General features: G+C 58.5%; 27 protein-coding genes. 19 read left to right on the top strand and 8 right to left on the bottom strand.

Annotated elements, in window-relative coordinates; translation table 11 throughout:
- Nucleotides 1–13: 13 nt before the first annotated feature.
- The 3 genes from ACSQ3J_RS04060 to rirA all read left to right on the top strand — a co-directional run bounded on the left by ACSQ3J_RS04060 (nucleotide 14) and on the right by rirA (nucleotide 2,897).
- Entirely contained in the window at nucleotides 14–1,105 is a 1,092-nt protein-coding gene (locus ACSQ3J_RS04060; RefSeq protein ID WP_060504699.1) for a YjgN family protein, read from the top strand.
- Nucleotides 1,095–2,162, top strand: a complete 1,068-nt coding sequence (locus ACSQ3J_RS04055; protein ID WP_060504700.1) for a M48 family metallopeptidase — start codon at nucleotides 1,095–1,097, stop codon at nucleotides 2,160–2,162. The genes ACSQ3J_RS04060 and ACSQ3J_RS04055 overlap by 11 nt, the downstream gene beginning before the upstream one ends.
- A 273-nt stretch (nucleotides 2,163–2,435) precedes the next feature.
- Nucleotides 2,436–2,897, top strand: a complete 462-nt coding sequence (gene rirA / locus ACSQ3J_RS04050) for an iron-responsive transcriptional regulator RirA (RefSeq protein WP_060504878.1) — start codon at nucleotides 2,436–2,438, stop codon at nucleotides 2,895–2,897.
- Nucleotides 2,898–2,947: 50 nt separating this feature from the next.
- Here rirA and ACSQ3J_RS04045 read toward each other — a convergent pair whose 3' ends face one another.
- On the bottom strand, nucleotides 2,948–3,334 hold the full coding sequence (locus ACSQ3J_RS04045; RefSeq protein WP_060504701.1) for a response regulator: 387 nt from the start codon (nucleotides 3,332–3,334) through the stop codon (nucleotides 2,948–2,950).
- Nucleotides 3,335–3,398: 64 nt separating this feature from the next.
- On the bottom strand, nucleotides 3,399–4,103 hold the full coding sequence (locus ACSQ3J_RS04040) for a helix-turn-helix domain-containing protein (RefSeq protein ID WP_162246373.1): 705 nt from the start codon (nucleotides 4,101–4,103) through the stop codon (nucleotides 3,399–3,401).
- A gap of 496 nt (nucleotides 4,104–4,599) precedes the next feature.
- On the opposite strand from ACSQ3J_RS04040, the gene ACSQ3J_RS04035 reads away from it, so the two are divergent.
- The 6 genes from ACSQ3J_RS04035 to ACSQ3J_RS04010 all read left to right on the top strand — a co-directional run bounded on the left by ACSQ3J_RS04035 (nucleotide 4,600) and on the right by ACSQ3J_RS04010 (nucleotide 10,350).
- Nucleotides 4,600–6,195, top strand: a complete 1,596-nt coding sequence (locus ACSQ3J_RS04035) for an ABC transporter substrate-binding protein (protein ID WP_060504703.1) — start codon at nucleotides 4,600–4,602, stop codon at nucleotides 6,193–6,195.
- A 106-nt stretch (nucleotides 6,196–6,301) separates the two neighbouring features.
- Nucleotides 6,302–7,306 carry an ABC transporter permease subunit gene (locus ACSQ3J_RS04030; protein ID WP_060504704.1) on the top strand — a complete coding sequence of 335 codons (1,005 nt, stop codon included), beginning with the start codon at nucleotides 6,302–6,304 and terminating at the stop codon, nucleotides 7,304–7,306.
- Nucleotides 7,307–7,315: 9 nt separating this feature from the next.
- On the top strand, nucleotides 7,316–8,209 hold the full coding sequence (locus ACSQ3J_RS04025) for an ABC transporter permease subunit (RefSeq protein ID WP_060504705.1): 894 nt from the start codon (nucleotides 7,316–7,318) through the stop codon (nucleotides 8,207–8,209).
- On the top strand, nucleotides 8,209–9,063 hold the full coding sequence (locus ACSQ3J_RS04020) for an ABC transporter ATP-binding protein (protein WP_082512169.1): 855 nt from the start codon (nucleotides 8,209–8,211) through the stop codon (nucleotides 9,061–9,063). The genes ACSQ3J_RS04025 and ACSQ3J_RS04020 overlap by 1 nt, the downstream gene beginning before the upstream one ends.
- On the top strand, nucleotides 9,060–9,887 hold the full coding sequence (locus ACSQ3J_RS04015) for a dipeptide ABC transporter ATP-binding protein (protein WP_060504706.1): 828 nt from the start codon (nucleotides 9,060–9,062) through the stop codon (nucleotides 9,885–9,887). Before ACSQ3J_RS04020 ends, ACSQ3J_RS04015 begins: the two co-directional genes overlap by 4 nt.
- Nucleotides 9,888–10,005: 118 nt before the next feature.
- Entirely contained in the window at nucleotides 10,006–10,350 is a 345-nt protein-coding gene (locus ACSQ3J_RS04010) for a RidA family protein (RefSeq protein WP_060504707.1), read from the top strand.
- Nucleotides 10,351–10,415: 65 nt separating this feature from the next.
- Here the strand turns inward: ACSQ3J_RS04010 and ACSQ3J_RS04005 are convergent, their stop codons facing one another.
- A complete protein-coding gene (locus ACSQ3J_RS04005; RefSeq protein WP_060504879.1) occupies nucleotides 10,416–10,802 on the bottom strand; it encodes a hypothetical protein in 387 nt (128 codons plus the stop codon).
- Nucleotides 10,803–10,986: 184 nt separating this feature from the next.
- Here ACSQ3J_RS04005 and ACSQ3J_RS04000 point away from each other — a divergent pair, with 184 nt between their 5' ends.
- The 6 genes from ACSQ3J_RS04000 (at nucleotide 10,987) to ACSQ3J_RS03975 (ending at nucleotide 16,921) form a co-directional block, all read left to right on the top strand.
- A complete protein-coding gene (locus ACSQ3J_RS04000) occupies nucleotides 10,987–11,157 on the top strand; it encodes a hypothetical protein (protein ID WP_164491954.1) in 171 nt (56 codons plus the stop codon).
- 160 nt (nucleotides 11,158–11,317) lie between these two features.
- On the top strand, nucleotides 11,318–12,811 hold the full coding sequence (locus ACSQ3J_RS03995) for a sensor histidine kinase (RefSeq protein WP_436038683.1): 1,494 nt from the start codon (nucleotides 11,318–11,320) through the stop codon (nucleotides 12,809–12,811).
- The gene (locus ACSQ3J_RS03990) at nucleotides 12,808–13,254 is read left to right on the top strand and encodes a response regulator (RefSeq protein WP_200954865.1); all 447 of its coding nucleotides are present in this window, start codon (nucleotides 12,808–12,810) and stop codon (nucleotides 13,252–13,254) included. The genes ACSQ3J_RS03995 and ACSQ3J_RS03990 overlap by 4 nt, the downstream gene beginning before the upstream one ends.
- Nucleotides 13,254–14,312 (top strand): sensor histidine kinase, encoded by a 1,059-nt coding sequence (locus tag ACSQ3J_RS03985; RefSeq protein WP_060504710.1) that lies wholly within the window; start codon nucleotides 13,254–13,256, stop codon nucleotides 14,310–14,312. The genes ACSQ3J_RS03990 and ACSQ3J_RS03985 overlap by 1 nt, the downstream gene beginning before the upstream one ends.
- A gap of 183 nt (nucleotides 14,313–14,495) precedes the next feature.
- On the top strand, nucleotides 14,496–15,623 hold the full coding sequence (locus ACSQ3J_RS03980) for an AI-2E family transporter (RefSeq protein WP_060504711.1): 1,128 nt from the start codon (nucleotides 14,496–14,498) through the stop codon (nucleotides 15,621–15,623).
- A gap of 50 nt (nucleotides 15,624–15,673) precedes the next feature.
- The gene (locus tag ACSQ3J_RS03975) at nucleotides 15,674–16,921 is read left to right on the top strand and encodes an NAD(P)/FAD-dependent oxidoreductase (RefSeq protein ID WP_060504712.1); all 1,248 of its coding nucleotides are present in this window, start codon (nucleotides 15,674–15,676) and stop codon (nucleotides 16,919–16,921) included.
- 5 nt (nucleotides 16,922–16,926) lie between these two features.
- Here the strand turns inward: ACSQ3J_RS03975 and ACSQ3J_RS03970 are convergent, their stop codons facing one another.
- Complete coding sequence (locus ACSQ3J_RS03970; protein WP_060504713.1) at nucleotides 16,927–17,724, bottom strand: response regulator; 798 nt, start codon at nucleotides 17,722–17,724, stop codon at nucleotides 16,927–16,929.
- 286 nt (nucleotides 17,725–18,010) lie between these two features.
- Between ACSQ3J_RS03970 and ACSQ3J_RS03965 the strand changes: the two genes are divergently transcribed.
- Entirely contained in the window at nucleotides 18,011–18,175 is a 165-nt protein-coding gene (locus ACSQ3J_RS03965) for a NepR family anti-sigma factor (protein ID WP_244482198.1), read from the top strand.
- A gap of 394 nt (nucleotides 18,176–18,569) precedes the next feature.
- Here the strand turns inward: ACSQ3J_RS03965 and ACSQ3J_RS03960 are convergent, their stop codons facing one another.
- Complete coding sequence (locus tag ACSQ3J_RS03960) at nucleotides 18,570–19,520, bottom strand: LysR substrate-binding domain-containing protein (protein WP_060504715.1); 951 nt, start codon at nucleotides 19,518–19,520, stop codon at nucleotides 18,570–18,572.
- 328 nt (nucleotides 19,521–19,848) lie between these two features.
- Here ACSQ3J_RS03960 and ACSQ3J_RS03955 point away from each other — a divergent pair, with 328 nt between their 5' ends.
- Entirely contained in the window at nucleotides 19,849–20,142 is a 294-nt protein-coding gene (locus tag ACSQ3J_RS03955; protein ID WP_060504716.1) for a DUF1127 domain-containing protein, read from the top strand.
- A gap of 375 nt (nucleotides 20,143–20,517) precedes the next feature.
- Complete coding sequence (locus tag ACSQ3J_RS03950; protein ID WP_060504717.1) at nucleotides 20,518–21,273, top strand: alpha/beta hydrolase family protein; 756 nt, start codon at nucleotides 20,518–20,520, stop codon at nucleotides 21,271–21,273.
- Between the two features lie 116 nt (nucleotides 21,274–21,389).
- Here ACSQ3J_RS03950 and ACSQ3J_RS03945 read toward each other — a convergent pair whose 3' ends face one another.
- Nucleotides 21,390–22,229: a DUF937 domain-containing protein gene (locus ACSQ3J_RS03945; RefSeq protein ID WP_060504718.1), complete on the bottom strand. Its 840-nt coding sequence runs from the start codon at nucleotides 22,227–22,229 to the stop codon at nucleotides 21,390–21,392.
- Nucleotides 22,230–22,409: 180 nt separating this feature from the next.
- Here ACSQ3J_RS03945 and ACSQ3J_RS03940 point away from each other — a divergent pair, with 180 nt between their 5' ends.
- On the top strand, nucleotides 22,410–22,841 hold the full coding sequence (locus ACSQ3J_RS03940) for a GNAT family N-acetyltransferase (RefSeq protein ID WP_060504881.1): 432 nt from the start codon (nucleotides 22,410–22,412) through the stop codon (nucleotides 22,839–22,841).
- Nucleotides 22,842–22,844: 3 nt separating this feature from the next.
- Here the strand turns inward: ACSQ3J_RS03940 and ACSQ3J_RS03935 are convergent, their stop codons facing one another.
- Nucleotides 22,845–24,218: a glutamate--cysteine ligase gene (locus ACSQ3J_RS03935; protein WP_060504719.1), complete on the bottom strand. Its 1,374-nt coding sequence runs from the start codon at nucleotides 24,216–24,218 to the stop codon at nucleotides 22,845–22,847.
- Between the two features lie 147 nt (nucleotides 24,219–24,365).
- Nucleotides 24,366–25,103 carry a 16S rRNA (uracil(1498)-N(3))-methyltransferase gene (locus ACSQ3J_RS03930; protein ID WP_060504720.1) on the bottom strand — a complete coding sequence of 246 codons (738 nt, stop codon included), beginning with the start codon at nucleotides 25,101–25,103 and terminating at the stop codon, nucleotides 24,366–24,368.
- Nucleotides 25,104–25,113: the final 10 nt, after the last annotated feature.

Raw genomic sequence — 25,113 nt, 5'->3', positions numbered from 1 at the left:
AAGAGGGGCAACGATGAGCGCAACCGACACGGCACCATTACCGGCTGCATCGCAGGATTTTCACCGGCTGTCGTTCACTGGTAATGCCGCAGAATATTTCGGCATCTGGATCGTCAATATCCTTTTGACCATCATTACGCTCGGCATCTATTCGGCCTGGGCGAAGGTGCGCCGCAACCGCTATTTCTACGGCAATACGATACTGCTTGGCCGCGCTTTCGAATATCACGCCAAGGGCAAGCAAATCCTCATCGGCCGGTTGATCGTCCTTGGATATCTTGTGGTTTACAATATCATCCTGGCGGTGTTGCCAGTTGCCGGTCTTGTCGTGGGTCTTGTTGTCCTGTGCTTCTTTCCCTGGCTGATCATGCGCGGCTTGCGCTTCAGCGCCCGCGTCACCAGTTACCGCAACGTCCGGTTCGATTTCGTCGGCAAGATGGGTGGTGCGTTCATCGCCTTCATGGCTGCTCCGGTGATGGCCGTCCTGTCGCTCGGCATCCTGGCGCCGCTCGCCAGCCGCTGGATGTATCGCTATCTCGGCAACAATCTGCGCTATGGCGGCCGGTCGTTTGCGACGGATCCGAAGCTCGGGTCGATCTACCAGACCTGGTTCTTCTCGGCGCTGATCATCGTTCTTGGCTTGCTGATCGTTGCGGTCGTCGCCTTTGCCAATATGTCGCTGCTGATTGCCCTGATCGATCACCCCAATGCACTGCCGCCCGAATTCCAGGCATCGATGTTTGTTTTCGGCGTCGTCGGCTATCTGGCCGTGCTCTTGTCCTTCGGCATCGCGGCGCTGTTTTACCGTGCGGGTGTGCGCAACATCGCCTGGTCGGCAACGCGCTTTGACGGCAAGCATGAGCTGAAAAGCGATCTGTCGCGGTTCCGCTATGTCTGGATTGCCCTGTCGAATGTGGTCGTGACCGTTCTGACGCTGGGCCTGATGCGTCCCTGGGCCGCGGTTCGCATGGCACGTTACGTCAACGAGCACACGGCGGTCCGCTTCGACGGAGATGTCGGCGAAGTTCTGGCCACGGCTGGCCGGGAAGGCTCTGCGGTCGGGGCGGAGTTCATGGAATTCGAGGGTTTCGATTTTGGCTTCTGACGAAAACACGGTCTGCCGGGGCGATTGGCATCCGCGTGATTCCAGCCGTTCAGTCCCATCCCGCCTGGTCGAGAGGGAAGGGCAGATCCTTGCTGTTGCGGAAGACGGCAGTGAATTCGCCTCCGCAGTCTTTTCACACCTCGGCATCTCTCCCCGCGTCGGCTCGATCCCGCGCCGTATCGAATTTCCTGATGGCTCGCTGTTTGAAACGACGGACAATGCGGCGATCGACGGTCTGCACGTGGCGAACGGGCGCAAGCGGGCAGGGTTTATCCACGGGCTCGAGCGGTTTCATCCGCGCCTCCTCGCCTTTGTCGTTGCGGTGTTCCTACTGTCCGGGCTGGTCTACCGCTATGCCCTGCCGGTGCTGGTTGAAGTCGCCGTTGCGGTCACCCCGCCGGTCGTGCCGCGTCTGATGTCCGCCAGTACGCTGGAAACACTGGATCACACCGTTCTCGGCGAGACCAAGCTGGACGACGCAAAGCGTCGGGCGGTATCGGACGGTTTTGCCCGCATCGCGCTCAAGTCGGCCCGTGGTCTGTCCGCCTATACGCTGAATTTCCGCGAGGGTGGATCGATCGGCCCGAATGCATTCGCACTGCCGGACGGCACGTTGATTATCACCGATGAGCTGGTCGGCCTTGCGGACGGTGATACGGAGATGCTCATCGGCGTTCTGGCGCATGAAATCGGTCATGTCGAACTGGAACACAGTCTTCGCCAGATTTACCGCGCGGCGGGGATGGCCGGCCTGATCATGCTGATCGCGGGCGATATCGGCGATAGCGTCGAGGATCTGCTTGTCCAGGGGAGTGGTCTTCTGGCGCTCTCCTATTCCAGGGATGCGGAGGCGGCAGCAGACCGGCACTCGGTCGAATTAATGCAAAAGGCGGGTTACGATCCCACGGCGCTCGCACGCTTCTTTGAGGTCGTCGAGAAGGAAATCGGCGATACATCCGATGCCAGCATTCTGTCGACGCATCCAGGCACGCCCGGGCGCCGGAAGGCGATCCGGGAATATGGGGCCGAGTTGCGTGAGAAACGGGCGGAAAACTAGATTCTCAGGGTGGTAATCCACCTAAACTTGAGATGACATGTCAGCTTTTCCCGTTTGGAGGGTGGACAGACCGCTGGAAGCTGATCATGATCACTTCAATCAAGATTTTCTGCTTTTTGGAATTGTTCCAAACTATCATCCGTCCTATATGGGAAGCAGAATGTGGGATGCCGGTCGAATCGGCCATGTGACCACGAAATCTTGAGTGCCTCTGATGGGCTCGCAGGTTCATTCGAACCGGGGGCGCCGAATGATCGAAGCCTGGAGTTAATGATGCGTCTGACGAAGCAAACGAACTACGCAGTCCGCATGCTCATGTATTGCGCTGCCAATGACGGCCATCTCAGCCGCATTCCGGAAATTGCCAAGGCCTATGGGGTGTCCGAGCTTTTCCTCTTCAAGATTCTTCAGCCGCTCAACAAGGCCGGCCTCGTCGAGACGGTGCGCGGCCGCAATGGTGGCGTGCGCCTGCCGAAGCCTGCGGCCGAAATCAGCCTGTTCGATATCGTCAAGGTTACCGAAGACAGTTTTGCCATGGCGGAATGTTTCGAGGCTGGCGAGATCGATTGTCCGCTGGTTGACAGCTGCGGCCTCAACGCTGCCCTGCGCAAAGCGCTGAATGCGTTCTTCGAAGTCCTGCAGCAGTATTCGATCGATGATCTGGTGAAGGCCCGGCCGCAGATCAACTTCCTGCTTGGCCTTGACCAGCTCACCCATCCGAAAACAGCGGCCTGATACTGTTTCCAGTCCAGCAGAAAGCCCGGCTCGTCCGGGCTTTTTGTTGTTTATGCTCTGGTCACATATTCACGCAGGATGAATTCGATCGCGGTCGGATCGAGCTCGCCTTTGTCGATCCGGAAATCGGCGCCATATTCTTCAAACTTCTGGAAATAGGGGTCGGCGAGCGATGAGGAAATCACCCCGATCGGACCGATATAGCCTTGCTGGCGTAGCGCCGGAACCGTCTCGCGAAAATCACATTGCTGAAGTCGGTTGTCCATCAAGACCATCGAGACAGATGTTCCCGAGGCGATGAAGGCCAGCGCCTCGCCGATCGTCTGGCAATAGTGTAGGTGAATCTCCACGCTTGAGACCTTTTTCATCACGCCGCGCATGATCAGGTTTTCCGCCGGATCGTCGTCGACAAGCAGGATATGGATCGTGTGGGTCATCTGGCGGTTTCACTTGGTGAATGGCTTAGAGTACGGCGTGTGATTATGCGGACGCCCACCGGCGTCATTGAATGATCTGTTCCCGGATCGCTTTCGCCACCATCTGGGTTCTGTTGACGACATCGAGCTTCTTGAGGATCGTCGCCGTGTGCGAATTGACCGTGTGTTCCGAGACGGAGACGATCAGTGCGATTTCGCTCGCCGTCTTGCCATGGGAAATCCAGCGCAGGATTTCCGTCTCGCGCGGCGTCAGCCCAAGTCCCGCCTTGTTGGATAAAACCAGCCGGTAAAAATAATCGAAGGCGCAAATGGCGTCGTAGCACAGGGCGAAATGGGCTTGCCGTTCCATACCTTCGCCATCGCCGAGAAACAGCACGGCATAACGCGCACCGGTGATGCCGGCAACCGGCACGCATATCAGCACGTCGAAACCGAGCTGGTCGAGAAGATTGCCGCCCGGATGGAGATCGCCGGCCTTCCAGGTGGACGGAATGGATGATGTATGAAGGCTTTTGAAAACGACTGAATCACCAAATCGGTGGCGCTTGTCATAGGCGTCGGAAAGTCCGGAGGGGAGGTCGTGTAGAGCCAGCCGGTTGGTCAGCGTGCAGGCGTCGCCTTCGTTTCCGAGTTGAAGGATACCGAAATGGTCGAAACCATAGCGGAGCGCCATTGTATGGAAGATCCGAAAGAAATCGACACGATTGAGAGCCTTCTCCAAATCGCTGTCACAATAGTATTGCCGGTGGTTTTTCAAATCGGTCGTCACGTCGCGGCCGTCCCCCCACGTATTCCGCGAACACCATTTTAACGTGCGATTCACGATAAGCAACCGCATCGGAATGGAAAAGGGGAGTTGTCGGCAGTTTTGAAAGCAGACGTTGTTAGCCCGGGTGGCAGTGGCGAGGGGGAGGGCTGAATATAGTTGCTTTCATCTCATCCCCGCCTGGCAGATAAAAGCTGAACAGTCCTCCCCGCCCCGCGTGTGCCTTATGCCATGGCAGCTCTTCCCAAGCTATCAGTGCAATTTGGGATTGACTTTAACGGTAAAACGAAATCGATTCGGGTGGCGATGCTGGTGACGGAAAGAAAGTCGTGTATAGCCTCACGCTTTGTCGCATATGGGAGAATTTTCCAATTGGACAAATTTTTCGGGTCGCTTATTGCATTGCCCGATCAAATGTCGTTCCATCCGGCCTTGACCGGAACAACGGCTTCTGCGTCAGAAAAATACGAGAACAAGAACAAAGCTGGGAAGCAAATTCATGAAAAAGCTCTCTACTCTCCTTGCTGCAACCGCAATCGCCACTTTGATGGCCGGTTCTGCTTGGTCAAAGACCTTCGTTTACTGCTCGGAAGCGTCGCCGGAAGGCTTCGATCCCGGCATGTATACCGGCGGCCAGACCTTCGATGCTGCCGCACATACGGTTTACAACCGTCTGGTGGAATTCAAGCGCGGCACGACGGAAATCGAACCTGCGCTGGCCGAAAGCTGGGAAATTTCTGCTGACGGCAAGGAATACACGTTCAAGCTGCGTCCGGGCGTAAAGTTCCAGACGACCGAATACTTCACGCCGACGCGCGAACTGAACGCCGATGACGTGGTCTTCTCCTTCGAGCGCCAGTACAAGGCCGACAATGCATGGAACAAGTACGTTCCGGGCGCCTCATGGGAATACTTTTCCGGCATGGGTCTGCCGGACCTCCTTGAAAAGGTCGAGAAGGTCGATGACCTGACGGTCAAGATCGTGCTGAAGCGTCCGGAAGCGCCGTTGCTGGCCAACCTCGGCATGCCTTTCATCTCGATCCTATCGAAGGAATATGCCGACAAGCTTCAGGCTGAAGGCAAGATGGAACTGATGAACCAGCAGCCGCTTGGCACCGGTCCGTTCACGTTCGTCGCCTACCAGCCGGATGCGGCCATCCGCTACAAGGCCAACCCTGATTACTGGGGTGGCAAGCAGAAGATCGATGACCTCGTCTTCGCGATCACCACGGACGCCGCTGTTCGCGCCCAGAAGCTGAAGGCCGGCGAATGCCACCTGATGTCCTATCCCAACGCAGCTGACGTTGCCGAACTGAAGGCCGACCCGAACCTGAACATCTCCGAGCAGGCCGGTCTGAACGTTTCCTACCTCGCCTACAACACGCTCGTTCCGCCGTTCGACAAGGTTGAAGTCCGCAAGGCCCTCAACATGGCGGTCAATCGTCAGGCCATCGTCGATGCCGTGTTCCAGGGTGCCGCAACGGTAGCCAAGAACCCGATCCCGCCGACAATGTGGTCGTATAACGACAAGGTCGAAGACGACAAGTACGATCCGGAAGCTGCCAAGAAGATGCTTGAAGACGCTGGCGTCAAGGATCTGAAGATGAAGATCTGGGCAATGCCGGTTGCTCGTCCGTACATGCTGAACGCCCGCCGTGCAGCTGAACTGATGCAGGCTGACCTGGCCAAGATCGGCGTCACCGTCGAAATCGTCTCCTACGAATGGGCTGAATACCTGAAGCTCTCGTCCGCCAAGGACCGCGATGGTGCGGCTATCCTCGGCTGGACCGGTGACAATGGTGATCCGGACAACTTCCTCGACACCCTGCTCGGTTGCGACGCTGTCGGCGGTAACAACCGCGCTCAGTGGTGCAACAAGGAGTTCGACGACCTGGTAACGAAGGCGAAGGAAACGTCCGACGTTGCCGAGCGCACCAAGCTCTATGAAGAGGCGCAGGTCGTCTTCAAGAAGGAAGCCCCTTGGAACACGCTCGACCACTCGCTCGCCGTTGTTCCGATGAGCAAGAAGGTTTCTGGCTTCGTCCAGTCTCCGCTCGGTGACTTCGTCTTCGAAGGCGTCGACATCGCCGAGTAAGATCGGCTAAAACAAAAGAAAGGCACGCCGCAAAGAGCGTGCAATGGCCGGCGGCTCGAAGACATTCGGGCCGTCGGTTTTTCAAAGAAAGAAGGGATAGGCTCCCATGTTGCGCTTTATTTTCGGGCGGCTTGCCGTCCTGATACCCACGTTCCTCGGGGTATCCTTGATCGCGTTCTCCTTCATTCGACTGTTGCCGGGCGATCCGGTCATGTTGATGTCGGGTGAGCGCGTCATGGCTCCGGAACGGCATGCTGAACTCATGCACCAGCTCGGTCTCGACCGGCCGATGTATGTTCAGTATTTCGATTATCTCGGCGGTCTTGTGACGGGCGATTTCGGTTCGTCCATCGTCACCAAGCGGCCGGTTCTCGATGATTTCATGAACCTCTTCCCGGCAACGCTGGAACTGTCGCTCTGCGCCATCATCGTTGCGGTGCTGCTCGGCATTCCAGCTGGCGTGATCGCTGCGGTGAAACGGGGGACCTGGCTCGACCAATCGCTCATGGGCGTCGCCCTCGTCGGCTACTCGATGCCGATCTTCTGGTGGGGCTTGCTGCTTATCATCTTCTTCTCAGGCTATCTCGGCTGGACGCCGGTCTCGGGTCGCATCTCGATGATGTATTTCTTCCCGCAGGTCACTGGCTTCATGTTGATCGACAGTCTAATCTCGGGGCAGGCGGGCGCCTTCAAATCGGCGGTCAGCTACCTGATCCTGCCGACCGTCGTGCTGGCGACCATCCCGCTCGCCGTCATCGCCAGGCAGACGCGCTCGGCCATGCTGGAAGTGCTCGGCGAGGATTATGTCCGTACCGCCCGCTCCAAGGGCCTGACGCCATTCCGCGTCATTGGCGTGCACGCGCTGCGGAACGCGCTTATTCCGGTTATCACCACAATCGGCCTTCAGGTCGGCGTGCTGCTGGCCGGTGCGATCCTGACGGAAACAATCTTCTCCTGGCCGGGCATCGGCAAATGGATGGTCGATTCCGTGTTCAAGCGTGACTATCAGGTCGTGCAGGGCGGGCTGATGCTGATCGCCGCTATGATCATGATCATCAACCTCATCGTTGATGTGCTTTACGGCTTCATCAACCCGCGTATCCGGCATTAGGAGGGTCTGATGGCTGTCGCTGAAATCAAAACTACCAAGCCGCAGACCGGCTTTGCCGAATTCTGGTTCTATTTCTCGCGCAACAAGGGCGCGGTCATGGGGCTTGCTATCTTCCTGATCATTCTGGTTCTGGCAATCTTTGCGCCGTTCGTGGCGCCGCATAGCCCCAGCATCCAGAATCGTGACGTTCTTCTCTTGCCGCCGGCCCTGGCGGCGGGCGGTCAATGGACCTATTTCCTCGGAACTGATGCTGTCGGCCGCGATATCCTGTCTCGCCTGATCTATGGCGCCCGTTTCTCGCTGTTCATCGGCCTTGTGGTCGTGACGCTTTCGGTCATCTCCGGCGTTCTCGTCGGCCTGATCGCCGGCTATTTCCGTGGCCGTACCGATACGATCATCATGCGCGTCATGGATATCATCCTCGCCTTTCCGTCGCTGCTTCTGGCTCTCGTGCTGGTCGCCGTGCTCGGTCCGGGCCTGGTCAACGCCATGATTGCGATCTCGCTGGTCAACCTGCCGCATTTCGTGCGGCTGACGCGCGCTGCCGTCATGTCTGAACGCACGAAAGACTATGTCATCGCGTCCAGGGTTGCCGGTGCCGGCACCCTGCGCCTGATGTTCCTGACCATCCTGCCCAACTGCCTCGCACCGCTGATCGTCCAGGCAACGCTCGCCTTCTCGGCGGCGATCCTCGATGCGGCGGCACTCGGCTTCCTCGGGATGGGCGCTCAACCGCCGACACCGGAATGGGGTACGATGCTGGCCGAAGCCCGCGAGTTCATCCAGCGCGCCTGGTGGGTCGTCACCTTCCCCGGTCTTGCCATTCTCGTCACCGTCATTGCCATCAACCTGATGGGCGACGGCCTGCGCGATGCGCTTGATCCCAAGTTGAAGAGGTCGTGATGTCGCTTTTCGAAATCGAAAATCTCGTTGTCGAATTCCAGACGGCTGCCGGTCCTTTCCGTGCCGTCGATGGTGTATCGATGAAGGTCAATGCCGGCGAAGTGCTGGCGATTGTCGGTGAATCCGGCTCCGGCAAGTCGGTGTCGATGCTGGCTGCCATGGGCCTGTTGCCCTGGACGGCCAAGGTGACCGCCGACACGTTGCGTTTCAATGGCATCGATCTGCTCGGACTGTCGCCGTCGGATCGGCGCAAGATCGTTGGCAAGGATATTGCCATGATCTTCCAGGAGCCGGTTGCCAGCCTCAATCCGTGCTTCACGGTTGGGTTCCAGATCGAGGAAGTGCTGCGCATTCACCTCGGTCTCGACAAGAAGGCGCGCCGGGCGCGGGCCATCGAACTGTTCGACCTGGTTGGCATACCCAACCCTGCCGAGCGGCTGGGCCATTTTCCGCACCAGATGTCGGGCGGTCAGTGCCAGCGCGTGATGATCGCGATTGCGCTGTCATGCAATCCCAAGCTCCTGATCGCTGACGAGCCGACCACGGCGCTCGACGTGACCATTCAGAAGCAGATCCTCGATCTCCTGATGCGGCTGCAGGCCGAACATGGCATGGGCCTGATCATCATCACCCACAACATGGGTGTGGTGGCGGAAACCGCCGATCGCGTTATTGTCCAGTACAAGGGCCGCAAGATCGAGGAAGCCGACGTTCTGTCGCTGTTTGAATCTCCCAAGAGCGAGTACACGCGCGCGCTGCTGTCGGCCCTTCCGGACAACGCCACCGGCGACCGGCTGCCGACGATCGCGGAATTCCTCAGCGACGACCAGATCTTTGCAGGAGCTGTTCGATGACCCATGTTCTCGAAGCCAGAAACCTTACCCGCGATTATCACATCCCGGGCAGCCTTTTCAAAAAGGCCAGGACCGTTCATGCCGTCAAGGGCGTGAGCTTTTCAGTCGATCAGGGCAAGACACTGGCCATTGTCGGCGAAAGCGGCTGTGGAAAGTCGACGCTTGCCCGTATCGTCACCATGATCGACCCGGCGACGTCGGGTGAGATGCTGATCGATGGTGCAAAGGTCGATATCGCCAAGGAGCGTCTGACGCCGGAGATGCGCCAGAAGGTGCAGATCGTGTTCCAGAACCCCTACGGCACCTTGAACCCGCGCAAGAAGATCGGCGAAATCCTCACCGAGCCGCTGATCATCAACACCAGCATGAAAGCAGACGACCGCCGCGACAAGGCCATGGCCATGTTGAAGAAGGTCGGGCTTGAGGAAAAGCATTACGGGCGCTATCCGCACATGTTCTCCGGCGGTCAGCGCCAGCGCGTGGCGATTGCCCGTGCGCTGATGCTCAACCCGCGGCTTCTGGTGCTGGACGAGCCGGTTTCGGCGCTCGACCTGTCGGTGCAGGCACAGGTTCTCAACCTGCTCGCCGATCTGCAGGACGAGTATCAGCTGACCTACGTTTTCATCAGCCACGACCTGTCGGTGGTGCGCTACATCGCCGACGACGTGATGGTGATGTATTACGGTGAGGCCGTGGAATACGGCAGCCGTGAAGAGGTCTTCAGCGATCCCAAGCACAATTACACCAAGACGCTGTTTGCCGCGACGCCACGCGCCGATGTCGACAGTATCAAGGCACGGCTTGCCCGCAAAAACGCGGCTTGAACGGAACGTTGGTGTGGCAATCGCGCGATGACGGTTCCACTGGCCGGAAATCTGCGGTAAAGCGCCTGCGTCAACTCAATTCACATGCGGCCCGCCGCATTCTACGAGGAATATGAAGATGGAAATCAAACGCTTCGAAACCGGTCCGCGCATGAGCCAGGCCGTTGTGCACAATGGTACCGTCTATCTCGCTGGTCAGGTCGGCGAAGCCGGTTCCGACGTTACGGAGCAGACCAAGCAGGCTCTCGCATCGGTTGACCGTCTGCTGGCTGAAGCCGGCACCGACAAGTCCCGTATCCTGTCGGCAACCATCTGGCTGGCCGACATGGTTGATTTCCCGAAGATGAACGCTGTCTGGGACGCCTGGGCATCGCAGGGCAACACACCGGCACGTGCAACTGGCGAAGCCAAGCTTGCAACACCGGAATACCTGGTCGAAGTCATCGTCATCGCCGCTCTCTAAGAGCTGTCATCGATTGAGAAAGCCGGCGTCCTTTCGAGGAGCGCCGGCTTTTTTGTGTCTCCGCATCAGTCGCCGATGCGTGCCGTGCCGGTTTCGCCATTGTCGCGCACCCACCTGACCTTGCCTTCGCCGGTTTCCGTCAGGTCGAAGCACATTGGCGACCCATCGTACCAGACCGTGAACTGCTGGCAGAGCTTGTCGGATTGTATCCACCAATGGCCCTTGTCAGTCGGCTGGATGAATTTGCCGAGACCCAGCGCCTTGCCGCTGCCATCGACCTCACCGGAGGGACGATAGTTGAGTGGAAACTCTCCGCCCATCGGCGCGGCAAGATAGATCGTCTTGCCGATGATGAGACTGCGGATATCGGCCTCCTTCATCGGCGTGGCCTCAGCCGCCACTGCAACGCTGGAGATCGTGGCGTACAGAATGGCGATTGCAGTTTTCCGCATGACAGTCTCCATCGCATTGTACTCCATACGCGACGTTCTGCGGCTGGATCACTCAGCAATTGGATTAACGGCGCATACGCCAAATGGTTCGCCAGGATCAACACAAGGCTATGGAACCATTCGGCTCAAACCGCGTTAAACTGGGCATTTCAAGAGAATGCTCTCCAACATAAAGGAATGTGCCATGCTGTACTGGTTGCCAAGGCTATGCTTGTTCCTGCTCGTCGGTGCTGCCTTGGGCCTGGGTGTCCTGCACGCAACGTCGGAAGACATTGCCAACACGCTGATCGTCGTGATCCTGGGCCTCGGCCTGTTCTCGCTGACGCTGCACGTTTTCCCTCCGGAACGCCATTGACGTGATGGGGCCGCAAGGTGGGACAAATCTGTTTCATTTTCTAGTGGACGTTGTAGGCTCATCTTGTGAGCCGCTCAGAAAAAACGAATATTGACATCATTCCCACAGCCCTTGCGGTCGGTCAGGCTGCGTGGGCGAAGGGAATGTTTGGGGTTGGGGAATGGTGATCGCACGGCCGGCCTTTTCCAGAGCCGTGCCGCTCATGCTCTTAGCGGGCGCTATCTTGCTCCTCGCCGTTGTCCTCCTTTCGCTGCGTTTTGCCAATCAGACCCGTCAGAATTCCAACGATGCGCTTGATGCGTCGGGTCTGAACAATCGGGCACTGTTGCTTTTCAGCCTGATGCAGGACGCAGAAACCAGCCAGCGCGGCTATCTGATCACCGGTGAAGAAAAATATCTGGGGCCGTTCAAGCGTGCCGAGGCGCTGATCAACCTTCAATTCACGAGTATTACCGGCGACATGATGAAACTGGGCATCAGTGACGTCACGATCGACCGGTTGAAACGCCTGGTCGATGAAAAGCTGGCCGAGATGCGCCGTACCATCGCCTTGAAAACGGCGGGCAAAGACGCCGACGCCAGCGCGGTAGTCCGGAGCGACAACGGCAAGCTCGCGATGGACGAGATCCGCCAGATCATGACCAGGATCGATGCCATTACACACAATATCTCGTTCCAGAAAGGCATGTCCCTCGACAACGCGGCCCGGTGGTTGCTGATCTCTATCGCTGGCGGCGCGGTGCTGCTGATCATTCTGGTCGGCGGCGCGGTCTACCTTGCGATTGCTCATGCACGGCAACTGGAAGCCGCCAGCAACGCCCTGGCAGAGCACAATGAAATGCTCGAAGTCAGGATTGGCGAGCGCACACGCTTCCTCAAGCGCGCCAATCGTGAACTGCAAAGCTATTCCTACATTGTTGGCCACGATCTGCGGGCGCCTCTGGTCAATATCATGGGCTTCACATCCGAGCTTGAGCGGGCGGCAGGCATCTTTGCCGGTTATATGAAAAAGCCGCCCGCGGCCCGTGATGCGCTGACTGAAAAAGCTGCTCTTGAGGCCGTTGACGTCGATATTCCCGAGGCGCTTGGCTTCATCCGCTCCTCCATGCGGCGCATGGACGATCTCATCAATGAGATTTTAAGGCTCGCGCGGGCCGGAAGCCGTCAGTTGGCCGGGGAGCATCTGGACCTTGCTGAATTGCTGCCGGAAACCGTCGCCAATCTCCAGCATAGGCTTGACGAAAGCGGTGCGAGCATCGTGCTGTCACCACGCTTGCCGCATGTTGTTTCGGACCGGCTTGCCCTGCAGCAGATTTTCAGCAACCTTTTGGACAATGCGTTAAAATATGCCGATCCATCCCGAAAGGCGCTTATCCATGTGTCTGGAATGGCCATGGGCGGCAATGCGGTCATTCAGGTTAGCGACAATGGAAGAGGGATCTCGGAGCGCGATCTGGAGCGAATCTTTGAACTGTTCCGGCGCTCCGGACCGCAGGACCGGCCGGGTGAGGGAATTGGCCTTGCCCATGTCCGCGCGCTGGTTCGCCGGCTGGGAGGAGACGTCACCGTGCAGTCGGTCCTGGGAGAGGGAACGACATTCACCGTGACGTTTGCGGCCGATATCGGATCGATAAAAGACGGGGAGGAGACATGAACAACGGACTGCAACCGGTCGCCATCATCATGATCGAGGACGATCAAGGGCATGCCCGCCTGATCGAGAAGAACATCCGCCGCGCAGGCGTTACCAATGACATCATACCGTTCGGGACAGGCCTGACGGCGTTGTCCTATCTGCTAGGCCCCGACGGCAGCGGGAAAGTGCATGCCGGAAGAGCACTTCTCGTTCTTCTCGATCTAAACCTTCCGGATATGACCGGAATGGATATTCTTGCCCGGGTGCGCGACAGCGAGCACCTCAAGCGAGTGATGGTGATCGTGTTGACCACCACGGATGATCCTGTGGAAATCCACCGCTGTTATGATCTCGGTGCCAATGTCTATGTCGCCAAGCCGATGGAATACGAAAAATTCGTCAACGCCATCCAGCAACTCGGCCTGTTCCTCTCCGTCGTGACCGTGCCGGAGGTGTCGTGATGGGTGGGGACATGTCTGCCGATCATTGTGAAACAACAATCCTCTATATCGATGATGACGAGGCGCTCGGTATTTTCCTGCGCAAAAACCTCGCCCGGCAGGGCTTCAAGGTCATCAACGCCATCGACCGGAAATCCGGTCTCGCCCGGCTGGCGGAGGGCGGTATCGATGTCATCGCGCTTGATCATTATCTGCTCGGCGAAACCGGCCTGGATATTCTCCCGATTATCGCCGACATGCCAGACCATCCGCCTGTCGTCTATGTCACGGGCTCGGGAGATGCCAGCATCGCCGTGGAAGCTCTCAAGCGCGGAGCTGATGATTATGTGACGAAAAGCATCTCCACCGATTTTGTCGACCTGTTCGTCGCCGCACTCAATCAGGCACTGGAGCGGGCGCGGCTTCGCCGTGAAACGGAGGCCGCGCATGAGGCAATGCGCCAGGCGCGGGATCGCGCCGAACTGTTGCTGCGCGAGGTCAATCACCGGGTCGCCAACAGTCTGAGCCTCGTGGCCTCACTGGTACGCCTGCAGACCTCCCTGATCGCCGATCAGGCAGCGGTCAGCGCGTTGCAGGAAACCCAGATACGCATCCACGCGATCGGCAATGTGCATCGTCATCTGTACGCCAACAACCAGGTCGGCATGGTCGATCTCGATGACTACCTGAAAAGCCTGCTTGATGAATTGCAATCGTCCATGGGCGATGAGGCGCGGCCCCATGATATCGTGCTGGTATCCGATCCGCTGCAACTGACGACCGACAAGGTGATTTCCCTTGGGCTGGTGGTCAGCGAACTGGTGACCAATGCCTTCAAATACGCTTACCCAAAGGGACAGGCGGGTGAAATCCGCGTCCGGCTGTCACGCCGTGCCGGTGATATGATCGAGCTTCTTGTGGAGGATGACGGGACGGGGTTTGATCCCAATGCTCCTGTGAAGGGAACCGGGCTCGGCACGAAAATTCTCAACGCCATGGCTTCCACCATGGGTGGTGATCTCACCTACGATCGCAACTCCGCAGCCGGCACGCGTGCGTGTTTGACTTTCCCGATCTAGCTTCAGTGCCGCGATAAAGGCTGCGCGTTTGACGCCGCCGCCGCCGCGGGAACTTTTTCACAAGCAATGCGTTAACAGCCGCTACACACCGATGCTGCCTCTGCACCGGTGTTTTCCGCATATTGATCTTATCGTTCGTCCGGCAGCCTGCGTGCCGTGGCCGGGCACATGGAGAGACGCGAAATGGGTGCTGCCTTGGCGGGGAGTGGGGTTTTCAGGAAGCGAAAACTGGCGGAGCTTGAAGCGCAGGTGGCAGCGGCGGATATTCCCGAAACGTCAGCGAAAACCGGTCTTGATCTGGTGGTGGCCTGGAGCATTGTCGGCACGTTCATCATCTTCGCTTCCGGCGTCATCTACATGATGGAATCGATCCTGATGCCGGTCACGCTCGCCATCGTCGTTGGCATGGTGCTGGGCCTCGCAGCCGACCGGCTGGCACATTTCGGATTGCCACCGGCGCTCGGCGGCCTGCTGCTGGCAGCGATTTTCGTCGTCGGGCTTTTCTTCCTGATCAATGCCCTGATCGAGCCTTTGACGTCACTCGCAGGCCAGGCGCCCGGTATCCTTGAACGGGCGATCGAGCGTATCCTGCCCTATATCCAGCGGTTTGAATGGGCAAAGGTCGCGATAGCCGGAACGGACGAAAAAGCCGTGACCGATGTGGCTATTCAAAATGCAGGCACCATGCTCGGGCTGGTAGCTGCAGGCGTAACCCCGGCGTTCATCCAGACGCTGATCTTCATGGCAGCGCTCGGCCTGTTTTTGGTCGGGCGTGGGCATTTGCGCAAGACCATCATCCTTGCTTTTGCCACCCGCGACCGCCGCCTGGCCGCGATCAGGATCATGAATGCCACAGAGAACGCTGTAGGTTTCTATTTCTCGACGGCGAGCCTGATCTATCTCGTTCTCGGCACGATCACTGCCGCAATCGCCTTTGTCGGCGGCCTGACAATGGCGCCGCTCTGGGGTCTGTTCGCCTTTGTTTCCAGCTTCATTCCTTATCTCGGCGTCACGGTGATGACGGTGGCACTGCTCTGCGCCGGTCTCATGACCCATGACGCGCTGTTGCTGGCGCTGGCTCCTGCGGCAGCCTTTTTCATCCTGCATCTTGTGATGGAAAATCTAGTGACACCCGCCATTCTTGGTCATCGGCTGGAGATCAACCCGTTCCTGATCTTCCTTGCGATCATCTTTTGGACGTGGATGTGGGGTGCGGTCGGAGCCATGCTGGCCATGCCGCTGTCGCTGATCGCCATGACCATCTTCAACGAGGTCCGCACCCAGCCGCCGGAACGGCAACTACCGGGCTGATCAGGCATACCCCAAGATCGTTCCGGCCTACGCCAACCGAAGGCAAATTCATGCCCCCAATGCTCGATTCCTCCGATACCGTGCAGGCCGATCTCCATGGTGGCCGCGCACCCTGGGGAAGGGGTTTTCGCCCGCCCGGCAAGCCCCCTCTCTCGCAAAGCATGAAGACGGACGTGCTCGTCGTTGGCGGCGGCATCACCGGATCGCTTGCCGCACAACATCTGGCAGCCCACGGAGTGGATGTGACGGTCGTCGATCGCGAGCAGCCCGGGCTTGGTAGCACCGCCGCCAGTACGGCGATGCTACAGTGGGAGATCGACTGCACATTGGGGGAACTGACGGGATTCTATGGTTTTGACCGGGCCGCCCAGCTTTACCGGCGAAGTGTCGCAGCTGTACAGGGGCTTGCCGGTCTGGTGGGTGGGCTGGGCTTTGATTGCAGCTTCCGGCCGCGTTCGACCCTCTACATTTCAGCGGCAGAGGCTGGTCCTTCCGTTCTGCGCGACGAATATGTGCTGCGTGAGCGCGCCGGTCTGCCCGGACTGCTGCTCGATCACAAAGACCTTTTATCCCGCTTCGGCATCGACCGGGCGGCGGCTATCCTCTCGCCCGGCTCTGCCGATGCCGACCCGCTTCTCCTGTCCTGGGGGCTGTTGCGTGATGCGCAGGGGCGTGGTGCGCGGCTGGTTGATGCGATGGTGACGGCTTACCATGATGCGCCGGGGGCTGTGACTGTCGAGACTGATGGCCCGTTCGTCATAGAGGCGCGTCACGTCGTTCTGGCAACGGGATATGTCATGCCGGATTTTGTCCGCAGTGAAATCCATCGGACAGCATCGAGCTGGGCGATTGCGACGGTGCCGCAAGCGGCCGGTACGCTCTGGCCCGGTGGCGAGCTGATCTGGGAAGCCTCACAGACCTACAATTATGCCCGCACCACGGTCGATGGACGGATCATTATCGGTGGAGGGGACGACAATACGGTCGATCCCGTCGCGCGCGACAAAAAAATGACGGAGAAATCGGAAAAGTTGGCCAGCGACCTCGTCAAGCTATGGCCTGCCGCCAACCCCGCCATTGATTTTTCATGGTCCGGTGCATTTGGTGAAACCGATGACGGTCTTCCGCTGATCGGCGCAGTTCCCGGAATGCCGCGCATTCTTGCCGCCTATGGTTATGGCGGCAATGGTATCACCTTCAGCTTCACGGCATCGCGCATTCTGGCTGAACTTTGCGCCGGCCGCCGGGAAGGCTGGTTCGACGCGTTTGCCATCGATCGGCCTTCACCAGCGGGATAGAGAGGTCAGCCTTTGTAGGCGCGGGCGTTCTCGTCGAAGAACAGTGCCTGGCTGATCAGCGCCTTGACCATTTCCGGATTGAACGGCTTTGTCACCAGAAAGGCCGGCTCTGGCTTGGTTCCCGTCAACAGGCGTTCCGGGAAGGCGGTGATGAAAATCACCGGAACCGTCGCGCTCTTCAGGATTTCGTTGACGGCGTCGATGCCTGAGCTGCCGTCGGCAAGCTGGATGTCGGCGAGGATCATCTTCGGAGCCGTTTTTTCAAACAGTGTGATTGCTTCGCCGTAGGTTCTTGCGACGCCTGAGACCGTGTGACCCAGACTGCTCACCATGTCTTCGATATCCATGGCGATCAGCGGTTCGTCTTCGATAATCAGGATTTCGGTGGCAACCTGCCGGGAAATATCCTCGGATGCCTCGCGCAGCAGGCTGGCCGCTTCTGCGTCGGTAACGCCGAGAATCTCGGCCATCTCATCCGGCGAGAAACCCTCGACGGAGACCAGTAGGAAGGCTTTGCGAGCAGCCGGTGAAATCACCGAAAGATTTGCTGCCGCGCGTGCCTCCCAACCGAAAGGTGAAGCTGCTTCGGGCACGTTGATAACCAGCGTATCGAACACGGAGCAGAACAGCTTGAACAGGTTGACCCGGTCGTTGGAGCCCTGCGGGAAAAGCGTGATGTCCGCGATCAATGCCTCCAGGACGGCGGCGACATATGCGTCGCCCGAGGCCTGAGACCCCGTCACGGCGCGGGAGAAACGGCGCAGATAGGGAAGATGGGCTGCGATCCGCATGGAAAGTGACATTTATGACTTCCTTCAGTATGATGGCACCGAATTTTACCGGTGCCGACGCTATCGCGTTACGAACCATGGCATTGGTTTGAACATGTTTTATAGTTTAAGGGAAGTTTTCCCACTGAATGAATTGTGTGCCGGCTTCAACAGGGCCGGCTGAAAGTTCGGAATATAGCAACGTTTTTAATGTACCAAAAAGGACGCATATAAGCGTCGCTGCGGGGCGATTGCCGGCGCGGGCTCAGGAGTGAAACTGTCCATGGTCGACCTACCGGAAAATCAGCGGCGTGCCGCTATGGGCGGGAGAGCGGGTGCCCGCGCCACCGATCCCAACGGACAAATCGCCTCCAAGCTGAAAGCTCTCTATAGCGCCATCGAACAGGAACCCATTCCGGATACGTTTCTCGATCTCCTGGAAAAACTCGACCAGGCAGAGCGGCTGGGCAAAACACCGGGCTGACCGACTGTACCCTCAGCTTCCGCGACTTTCCAGACGCAGAAAATGTCATGTCCGAACCATAAACCCCAGCCAGGACCAGTGGGTGTCAGCGGCCTTCTGGGCTCTGAAAGGCCTCGGTTTTGGAGTTTTGAGGCCTGAAAAACCCTTTTTGCCGTTAATCAGCCCCTAATTTGATAGGGGATTTCACCAAAAATGGTCCATTTCGACCCCTTGGGCATATATTCAAAATGGCGTATAAAAATTCGGCAGAACTTTTTGGGGCTGCGGATAACCTAATTATATTACAGTCGACTTTTAGGCCGCGCTTGATGGCCGAGTATGCATATTAGCAAATACAAGAGGGCCGCGCCTCCGAAAGGAGCACGGCCTTTTTGCTGGTTTGCAGCTGTGGATTTTACCAGCCAGGCAGCATGTGGCTCTGGCGCAGCCGCGGGTAACGCGGAAAGTTCTTCATGTCGCCATCAAGATCATCGGTGCTGGTCGTCGGTGTGATATTGTCGAGACAGGCGGTGATGTGATTAGTGATCGCATTCGACAGCGATGGCGATAGCCCCGGCCGCTTCATGATGCCGATCTGCACCGGAGCCAGTGCCGGAAAGCCATCCGCCTGGGTCAGAACCTTCATGCCGGTGCGAAGCGCTGATTCAGGCAGAACCGAAACCGCCATGCCGGCCAGCACCGCAGCGGCCACCACCGTCGAAGACCAGCTCGTAAACAGGATATTGTATTCCTTGCCGGTGGCATCGAGCGCCGAGCAGGCCGCCTGGCGCCACGCGCAGTCGCGTTTGCCGACCGCGAGCGGTACCGGCGCATTCTCCGGCAGCGGATGGTTGATCGAACTGACCCAGCAAAGCGGCTCGGTGCGCACCACGTCGGAGGCGCGGGCGCGGGGATTGTGTGTCACGAGCGCGATGTCGAGTTCGCCCTTGGCCATCTTCTCGGCAAGGTCGACCGAGGGCTCGCAGACGATGTTGAGCTCCACATTCGGATGGGTCTTGGCAAAGCGGACGATGATTTCCGGCATGTACCGGTCGGCATAGTCGTCGGGCGTGCCGATCCTCAGCGTGCCCTCCAGCCGGTTGTCGTCGAAGGAAGCGATCGCCTCGTTGTTGAGGCGGATCATCCGGCGGGCGAAATTGAGCAGCCGGTCGCCTTCCGTCGTCAGACGGTTGCCGCGGCCATCCTTGGCAAACAGTTGCTTGCCGATGCGCTCTTCCAGACGGCGCATCTGCATCGAGACGGCTGACTGGGTCTTGAAGACACGATCGGCGGCCTTGGTGAAGCTGCCAGTGTCGGCGATGGCAACGAAGGTCTGCAATTGATCGATATCGAGCGGTGCGGACATGGTCCTGGTCCTCAAAAAGAGCACACATAAAATTGTTTGATGAATACCATTAGAAACATTCGTTGGACTGATCAATAAGGATTTGCGAATTTGGCCGGGCAAATAGCATCCTGAACCATCCCGGCGAGCCTCCCAAAAAAGCCGGTCCACCATCATAGTTTCGGCCCAAACCCTGCGCTGACCTCCCTGCAGGGGAGGGGCCGCCCTTGCATAATTTCCCAGATCGAAATCGATCTGGGAGAAAATTATGCAAAATCTTGAATGACAGCGACCTTTGCACGTCTGAAAGACGTGCGGCGCTGGCGTGCCTGCGAAAAGGAGCAGTACAATGCGCACGACCGACCACGCACTTGACCTCACCCTAGCCGGGAAGCTGTCCGCGACATCCCGCCAGACGGGACTGACGGGCGTGCTGGTGTCGGTATGGCGCCAGCTGCGAAACCGCAATGCCATCGGCCGCCTGCAGGATCTCGATGATCATCAGCTGCTCGACATGGGGCTTTGCCGCCATGAAGTGCGCGAGGCGATGACCTCGCCGTTCTTCGACGATCCGGGCCGCCATCTGACACAGGCGTCCCGCGACCGGGCGAACACGTTTTACCGGAAGGCGCGCCTCGACTGAGGCGTGCGTTCACGACGCGGGACCGAAGGCCGGATGGTCCCGCACGATGATGAGTTTTGTTGCGTGCCTCAGACGTTCCAAAAAACGTTCCACGCAACAGGGACGCGCAGCCGCCTCTGCGCGTTACCGTTCCCCGCAGGGTTAGAGCCAATTGCCCTGCTGCTTGCCCGGTGCCCGGTCCCCAAGACCAGTACCGGGCTTTTTCTTTTTTGGGGGGCGATGAAACGAAACCGTGACTTTGGCAAAAGACCAGAGTTGGGCGGTCGGCGGCTTTTCCTGATCTGGGGTGATTACGGCTGCACTGCGCCAACAGTGGTCGTTGACAGTAGGCCTTGCCGCCGTATTCTCGCCAGAAGATGTAACGGGATGACTACCATGTCTGAGGTCACAGAACACACCATTGATCGAGGCAATGGCGCTCGTGTTCAGTTATTCCAGACGCGTGCTTCAGATCGACGGAGCGGAGCGATATTGTTCGTTCACGGCAATCAGGGAGGACTTCTTCTAGGTGGGAAGGAGGCGGTCGATGATGGATCGCTTGTCCGGTTTTCCTCTCGCCTCGGCGTAACAGCGGCCGCCGTATCGCAGCCCGGCTTCGGCGGATCGGACGGTCCGCCGGATTTCTGTGGACCGTCTACTCAACAAACGATTATTGCGGCGTTGGATTTCCTCAAGCAGCAGCCGTCCGTCGATCCAGAGCGTATCGTCCTATATGGAAATAGCCGTGGGGCTGTGGCCTCCGCCATGGCGGCCACTAAGGTGCCTGATCTTAGAGCAATCATCTTGACAGGGGGCGTCTATGATTTGAGAGACGCATACAGGAACAGTTCGCGAGGCTTGCAACAGGCCATCCAGAACGAAGCTGGTCTCTCAGACGAGGCCTTTCTGGAGCGTTCCGCACTCTATTATGCTGATAGCATCCGATCAGAAACCCTACTTCTTCACGGCAAATATGATGATCGTGCATCGATCGATCAGGCTGAACGATTTTCCGAGGCTCTTGCACGTGCAGGGGTTCCTGTAAGGTTCCAAGCACTTGACGGCGGCCATCGCCTTCCCCGCGAGCAGGTCACTCCCATTCTCCGAGATTTCCTTACCCGTGTATTCGCGCCCGTGGCGCCCGTCCATTGATCGTCGTCCGCTTCGGGCCGAAAGCCGCCGTGACCGCGGATCAATTACTGGTCAACCCTCGGATCGCCTCTTGGCCACAAACCGGGCCGAACGCCCACAATCAGGGTAACCGCCGGTCAGGCGCTGCCATTCTTTCGATACGTCTCGAACAGCCCGTCGATGCTCTTCTGGTATTCCTTCTGCGCCTCAAGCCCGCTGTCGAACATGCTGTTGAACATCTCGGAAAAGGGGGCCATCGGATTGGCGTCTGCTGGCTTCTTTTCCTGCTCCGGCGCGGCTGTTGTCTGCGGCTTACCGCTCATCATGTCCTGAAATGCTTTCATGAACGGATTGGCGGCGAACATGTCGGGGGCGGATTTTGGCTTTTCCTCCGGCTTTCCCATGCCGAAGAAACCCTGCATCGCCTGGGTGAAGGGGTTGTCGAATGGATTGGGTGCGGGGTCCGGCTTTTTGGCAAAACCGGAGGCTTCGAGCCACGGTTTCATCATCGCTTCCATCGGCGTATTGGCGAACGGGTTTTGCGCCCCGCCCATCTGCCCCGATGCTTGCTTGAACAATCCGCCCATGATGGCGCTCGCCATGACCGGCAGCATCTGCTTGTAGATTTCCTGGCCGATGCCGGTCATCTGTGCGGCTTGCGCAGAGACAGCCTGCAGCATGTCCTTGGAGCCGAAAAGCTGGTTGAGAATGGTATTGCCGTCAGCTAGCCCCTGCGGGGTGAAGGCCTTGTTCATGTCCTCGAAATACTGGGCATAGTTGCCGCTCGACATCGCGGTAAGGAAGGCCCCGAAATCATAGGGATTGGCGGTGTTGCGCTTGAGCGCCGTGGAAAAGGCAGGCATCAAGGCGGCCGTCGCCTTGGCCATTTGTTCCTGGGCGAGGCCGAACTGCTTGGCCATCACATCCATGGCGTTGCCGTTCTGCGCCTGCATCATCATGTCAAACAGCGGGATCATCTTTTATCCTCTCCAGCAGGCAGCGCATCGCATGTGTTTGCACTATAACGGGAAAAGGCCACGAGAACACCGATTTTTGTTAGCCGGGACAAGCCCGTCCATGTCGGGAGAATTTCACGCTCCACAACGTTGAGGTGTTCACTTATTCTCCGGTTCGTTGAAGCTATGAGCGGAATCCGCATGAAACGCCCCGTCATCGAAGTCATTTCGGAAAACGCCAGTGAGCAGGATATTGCGCCGGTCATCGCTGTGCTCGATCAGCATGCAGCGCTGCATATGGGGGAAGTCGAGGAAAAGCCGGATTTTGCCATTCTCGCGCGCGATCCGGACACGCAGGCGGTTGTCGGCGGACTCTACGGAATGGACAGCTTCGGCTGGGCCTTCGTCAAGTATCTTGCCGTTGTCGATGAATATCGCGGGCAGGGCCTCGGCTCACGCCTGCTTGCTGAGGCGGAAGCGATAGCGCGGACGCGCGGCTATGTCGGTGTCTGGCTGGACACGTTCGAGTTCCAGGCAAAACCATTCTATGAAAAGCTCGGCTACACCGTGTTCGGCGAACTCGAAGGTGCGCCGAACGTCATTCCACAGTATTTCCTCAAGAAACGTTTCTGAGGCTTAATACTGGTAGTCGGTAAAGACCGGTTCGACCGAACCGTTCCAGCGTCCCTTGTAGAGCGCCAGCAGATCCTCGGCGAGCGTCGCCTTCTTGGCCAGAACTTCGTCAAGCGGAGCAAGGAAGATGCTCTCGTCAACGTCGTCACCATTCAGCCGGTTGCGGTTCTTCAGACCAAGGCGCGAAATCGCCAGGACCTCGCGGGCGACGTCGAACAATGACGTGCCGCGATGAGTGGCCGAAAGGCCTTCCGCGGGAACCGCATTGCGCATGGCAAGCGTGTCTTCGTAGGTCCAGTTGCGGGTCAAGTCCTCGGCGGCGTCTAGGGCTGCATCATCATAGAGCAGGCCAACCCAGAAGGCCGGCAGCGCGCAGATGCGGCGCCACGGACCACCGTCTGCACCGCGCATTTCAAGGAAGCGCTTCAGGCGAACATCGGGGAACAGCGTCGAGAGATGGTTCGTCCAGTCGCCCATGTTGGGCTCCCAGTCGGCAAGCTCGCCTTTCAACGCGCCCTTCATGAACTGGCGGAAGGTGATATGCGTGCAGTCGTGATACCTGCCGTCGCGCACGACGAAATACATCGGTACGTCGAGCGCCCATGTGACGTAATCCTCAAAGCCGAAATCGGCATTAAAGACTGCGGGCAGCACGCCGGCCCGCTGATTGTCGGTATCGCGCCAGATATCGCCGCGCCAGGAGAGCAGGCCGTTCGGCTTGCCATCGGTAAACGGCGAGCTGGCAAACAGCGCCGTCGACAGCGGCTGCAGCTTCAGCGACACCTGCATCTTGCGGCGCATGTCCTCTTCGGACGAAAAGTCGAGGTTCACCTGGATCGTGCAGGTGCGATACATCATGTCGAGGCCCTGCGTACCGACCTTCGGCATGTAGCGGCTCATGATGTCGTAGCGGGATTTCGGCATGCGCGGGGTTTCGGCGAGCGTCCATTTCGGCGAACCGCCGATACCGAGGAAACGGATGCCGAGCGGCTCGGCAATTTCGCGCAGGACGGCGAGGTGCCGGTTGGATTCCTTGCAGGTTTGGTGCAGGTTTTCGAGCGGTGCGCCGGAAAGCTCGAACTGGCCGCCGGGCTCCAGCGAAATCGCGCCCTGGCCGGACTGTTCGGCAAGGCCGATAATGTTTCCGGCGTCGATGATCGGCTCCCAACCGGTCTTTTCCGCCATGCCGTTCAGGAGAGCCGAGATGCTGGCTTCGCCGAAATAGGGAACCGGGCTGTTGTCCGCCTTGAAGAAGGCAAACTTCTCATGCTCCGTGCCGATGCGGAATTTATCCTTCGGCTTGTTACCCTCTGCCAAATATTCGGTCAGGTCTGCAAGCGAGGTAACCGGCGTCTGGTCGGTGGTATCTCTGGCCATGGGCGTCTTCTTTTGAACGGGCGGAACCTGCCGGACGGCAGATATTAGGAAGGGTGATTGAACCGGTTTCACATGTGGTGCAAGTGAAATTCTTTCAAGGGCGGTTCAAATTTTCAACACCTCAATGGGACTTGAAATTCTAATGTCTTAATGCCAGTCGCCAATCGATGCCTGGATCACGGCCATCGCTGCCACTGCTGCCGTATCTGCCCGCAGAATCCGCGGCCCAAGTGGGATGGCGGTCACAAAATCGAGACTGCGCAGCAAAGACCGTTCACTATCGGAAAAGCCACCCTCTGGACCGATCAGCAGCGCCAGTTTGCGTTCTTTCACCGCCGCAAGGACCGGCAGCGGGTTTTGCCCGGCATCGCCTTCATCGCAAAAGATGATCCGGCGATCCTTAGGCCAGCCGTTGAGAATGTCTTCCAGCTTGCGCGGCTCCGTGACCTGCGGAATGCCCAGAACGCCGCATTGCTCCGCGGCCTCAATGACATTGGCCCGGACCCGGTCGAGATTGCTGATCTTGCCCTGCACATGCTGGGTCATCACCGGCTGAAGCAGGCCGGCACCCATCTCGACAGCCTTCTGCACGAGATAATCGAGCCTGCCGACCTTCAGCGGGGCGAACAGGTAGTGCAGGTCGCAGGGTGCCGGTTGCGGCCGGGCCTGCTCCGTCGCCGTCAGGAACAGGCGCTTCTTGGTCGGGAAGGACAGTTCCGCCTGCCATTCGCCATCCTGTCCGTTGAAGACGAGCACGGCGTCGCCGGCTTCGAAGCGCAGCACGTTGACGAGGTAGTTGAACTGCTCCCGCGTCGCCTCATAGATCGTACCTTTTGCCAGCGGCACATCGATGAAGAGCCGCTGCATGCGGAAATTGGCGCGCATAGATCAGTCC

This window comes from Rhizobium sp. LjRoot98 (genome assembly GCF_964252935.1).
In the GTDB taxonomy this organism is placed as follows: Bacteria; Pseudomonadota; Alphaproteobacteria; order Rhizobiales; family Rhizobiaceae; genus Pararhizobium.
Note: the sequence above shows the minus strand (reverse complement) of the source record. Positions and strands in the feature narration are given on the sequence as shown.

Coding starts and splice junctions, on each gene's coding strand:
- ACSQ3J_RS04060 (WP_060504699.1), top strand. CDS start 14: ATGAGCGCAACCGACACGGCACCATTACCGGCTGCATCGCAGGATTTT.
- rirA (WP_060504878.1), top strand. CDS start 2,436: ATGCGTCTGACGAAGCAAACGAACTACGCAGTCCGCATGCTCATGTAT.
- ACSQ3J_RS04045 (WP_060504701.1), bottom strand. CDS start 3,334: ATGACCCACACGATCCATATCCTGCTTGTCGACGACGATCCGGCGGAA.
- ACSQ3J_RS04035 (WP_060504703.1), top strand. CDS start 4,600: ATGAAAAAGCTCTCTACTCTCCTTGCTGCAACCGCAATCGCCACTTTG.
- ACSQ3J_RS04030 (WP_060504704.1), top strand. CDS start 6,302: ATGTTGCGCTTTATTTTCGGGCGGCTTGCCGTCCTGATACCCACGTTC.
- ACSQ3J_RS04025 (WP_060504705.1), top strand. CDS start 7,316: ATGGCTGTCGCTGAAATCAAAACTACCAAGCCGCAGACCGGCTTTGCC.
- ACSQ3J_RS04020 (WP_082512169.1), top strand. CDS start 8,209: ATGTCGCTTTTCGAAATCGAAAATCTCGTTGTCGAATTCCAGACGGCT.
- ACSQ3J_RS04015 (WP_060504706.1), top strand. CDS start 9,060: ATGACCCATGTTCTCGAAGCCAGAAACCTTACCCGCGATTATCACATC.
- ACSQ3J_RS04010 (WP_060504707.1), top strand. CDS start 10,006: ATGGAAATCAAACGCTTCGAAACCGGTCCGCGCATGAGCCAGGCCGTT.
- ACSQ3J_RS04005 (WP_060504879.1), bottom strand. CDS start 10,802: ATGCGGAAAACTGCAATCGCCATTCTGTACGCCACGATCTCCAGCGTT.
- ACSQ3J_RS04000 (WP_164491954.1), top strand. CDS start 10,987: ATGCTGTACTGGTTGCCAAGGCTATGCTTGTTCCTGCTCGTCGGTGCT.
- ACSQ3J_RS03995 (WP_436038683.1), top strand. CDS start 11,318: ATGGTGATCGCACGGCCGGCCTTTTCCAGAGCCGTGCCGCTCATGCTC.
- ACSQ3J_RS03990 (WP_200954865.1), top strand. CDS start 12,808: ATGAACAACGGACTGCAACCGGTCGCCATCATCATGATCGAGGACGAT.
- ACSQ3J_RS03985 (WP_060504710.1), top strand. CDS start 13,254: ATGGGTGGGGACATGTCTGCCGATCATTGTGAAACAACAATCCTCTAT.
- ACSQ3J_RS03980 (WP_060504711.1), top strand. CDS start 14,496: ATGGGTGCTGCCTTGGCGGGGAGTGGGGTTTTCAGGAAGCGAAAACTG.
- ACSQ3J_RS03975 (WP_060504712.1), top strand. CDS start 15,674: ATGCCCCCAATGCTCGATTCCTCCGATACCGTGCAGGCCGATCTCCAT.
- ACSQ3J_RS03970 (WP_060504713.1), bottom strand. CDS start 17,724: ATGTCACTTTCCATGCGGATCGCAGCCCATCTTCCCTATCTGCGCCGT.
- ACSQ3J_RS03965 (WP_244482198.1), top strand. CDS start 18,011: ATGGGCGGGAGAGCGGGTGCCCGCGCCACCGATCCCAACGGACAAATC.
- ACSQ3J_RS03960 (WP_060504715.1), bottom strand. CDS start 19,520: ATGTCCGCACCGCTCGATATCGATCAATTGCAGACCTTCGTTGCCATC.
- ACSQ3J_RS03955 (WP_060504716.1), top strand. CDS start 19,849: ATGCGCACGACCGACCACGCACTTGACCTCACCCTAGCCGGGAAGCTG.
- ACSQ3J_RS03950 (WP_060504717.1), top strand. CDS start 20,518: ATGTCTGAGGTCACAGAACACACCATTGATCGAGGCAATGGCGCTCGT.
- ACSQ3J_RS03945 (WP_060504718.1), bottom strand. CDS start 22,229: ATGATCCCGCTGTTTGACATGATGATGCAGGCGCAGAACGGCAACGCC.
- ACSQ3J_RS03940 (WP_060504881.1), top strand. CDS start 22,410: ATGAAACGCCCCGTCATCGAAGTCATTTCGGAAAACGCCAGTGAGCAG.
- ACSQ3J_RS03935 (WP_060504719.1), bottom strand. CDS start 24,218: ATGGCCAGAGATACCACCGACCAGACGCCGGTTACCTCGCTTGCAGAC.
- ACSQ3J_RS03930 (WP_060504720.1), bottom strand. CDS start 25,103: ATGCGCGCCAATTTCCGCATGCAGCGGCTCTTCATCGATGTGCCGCTG.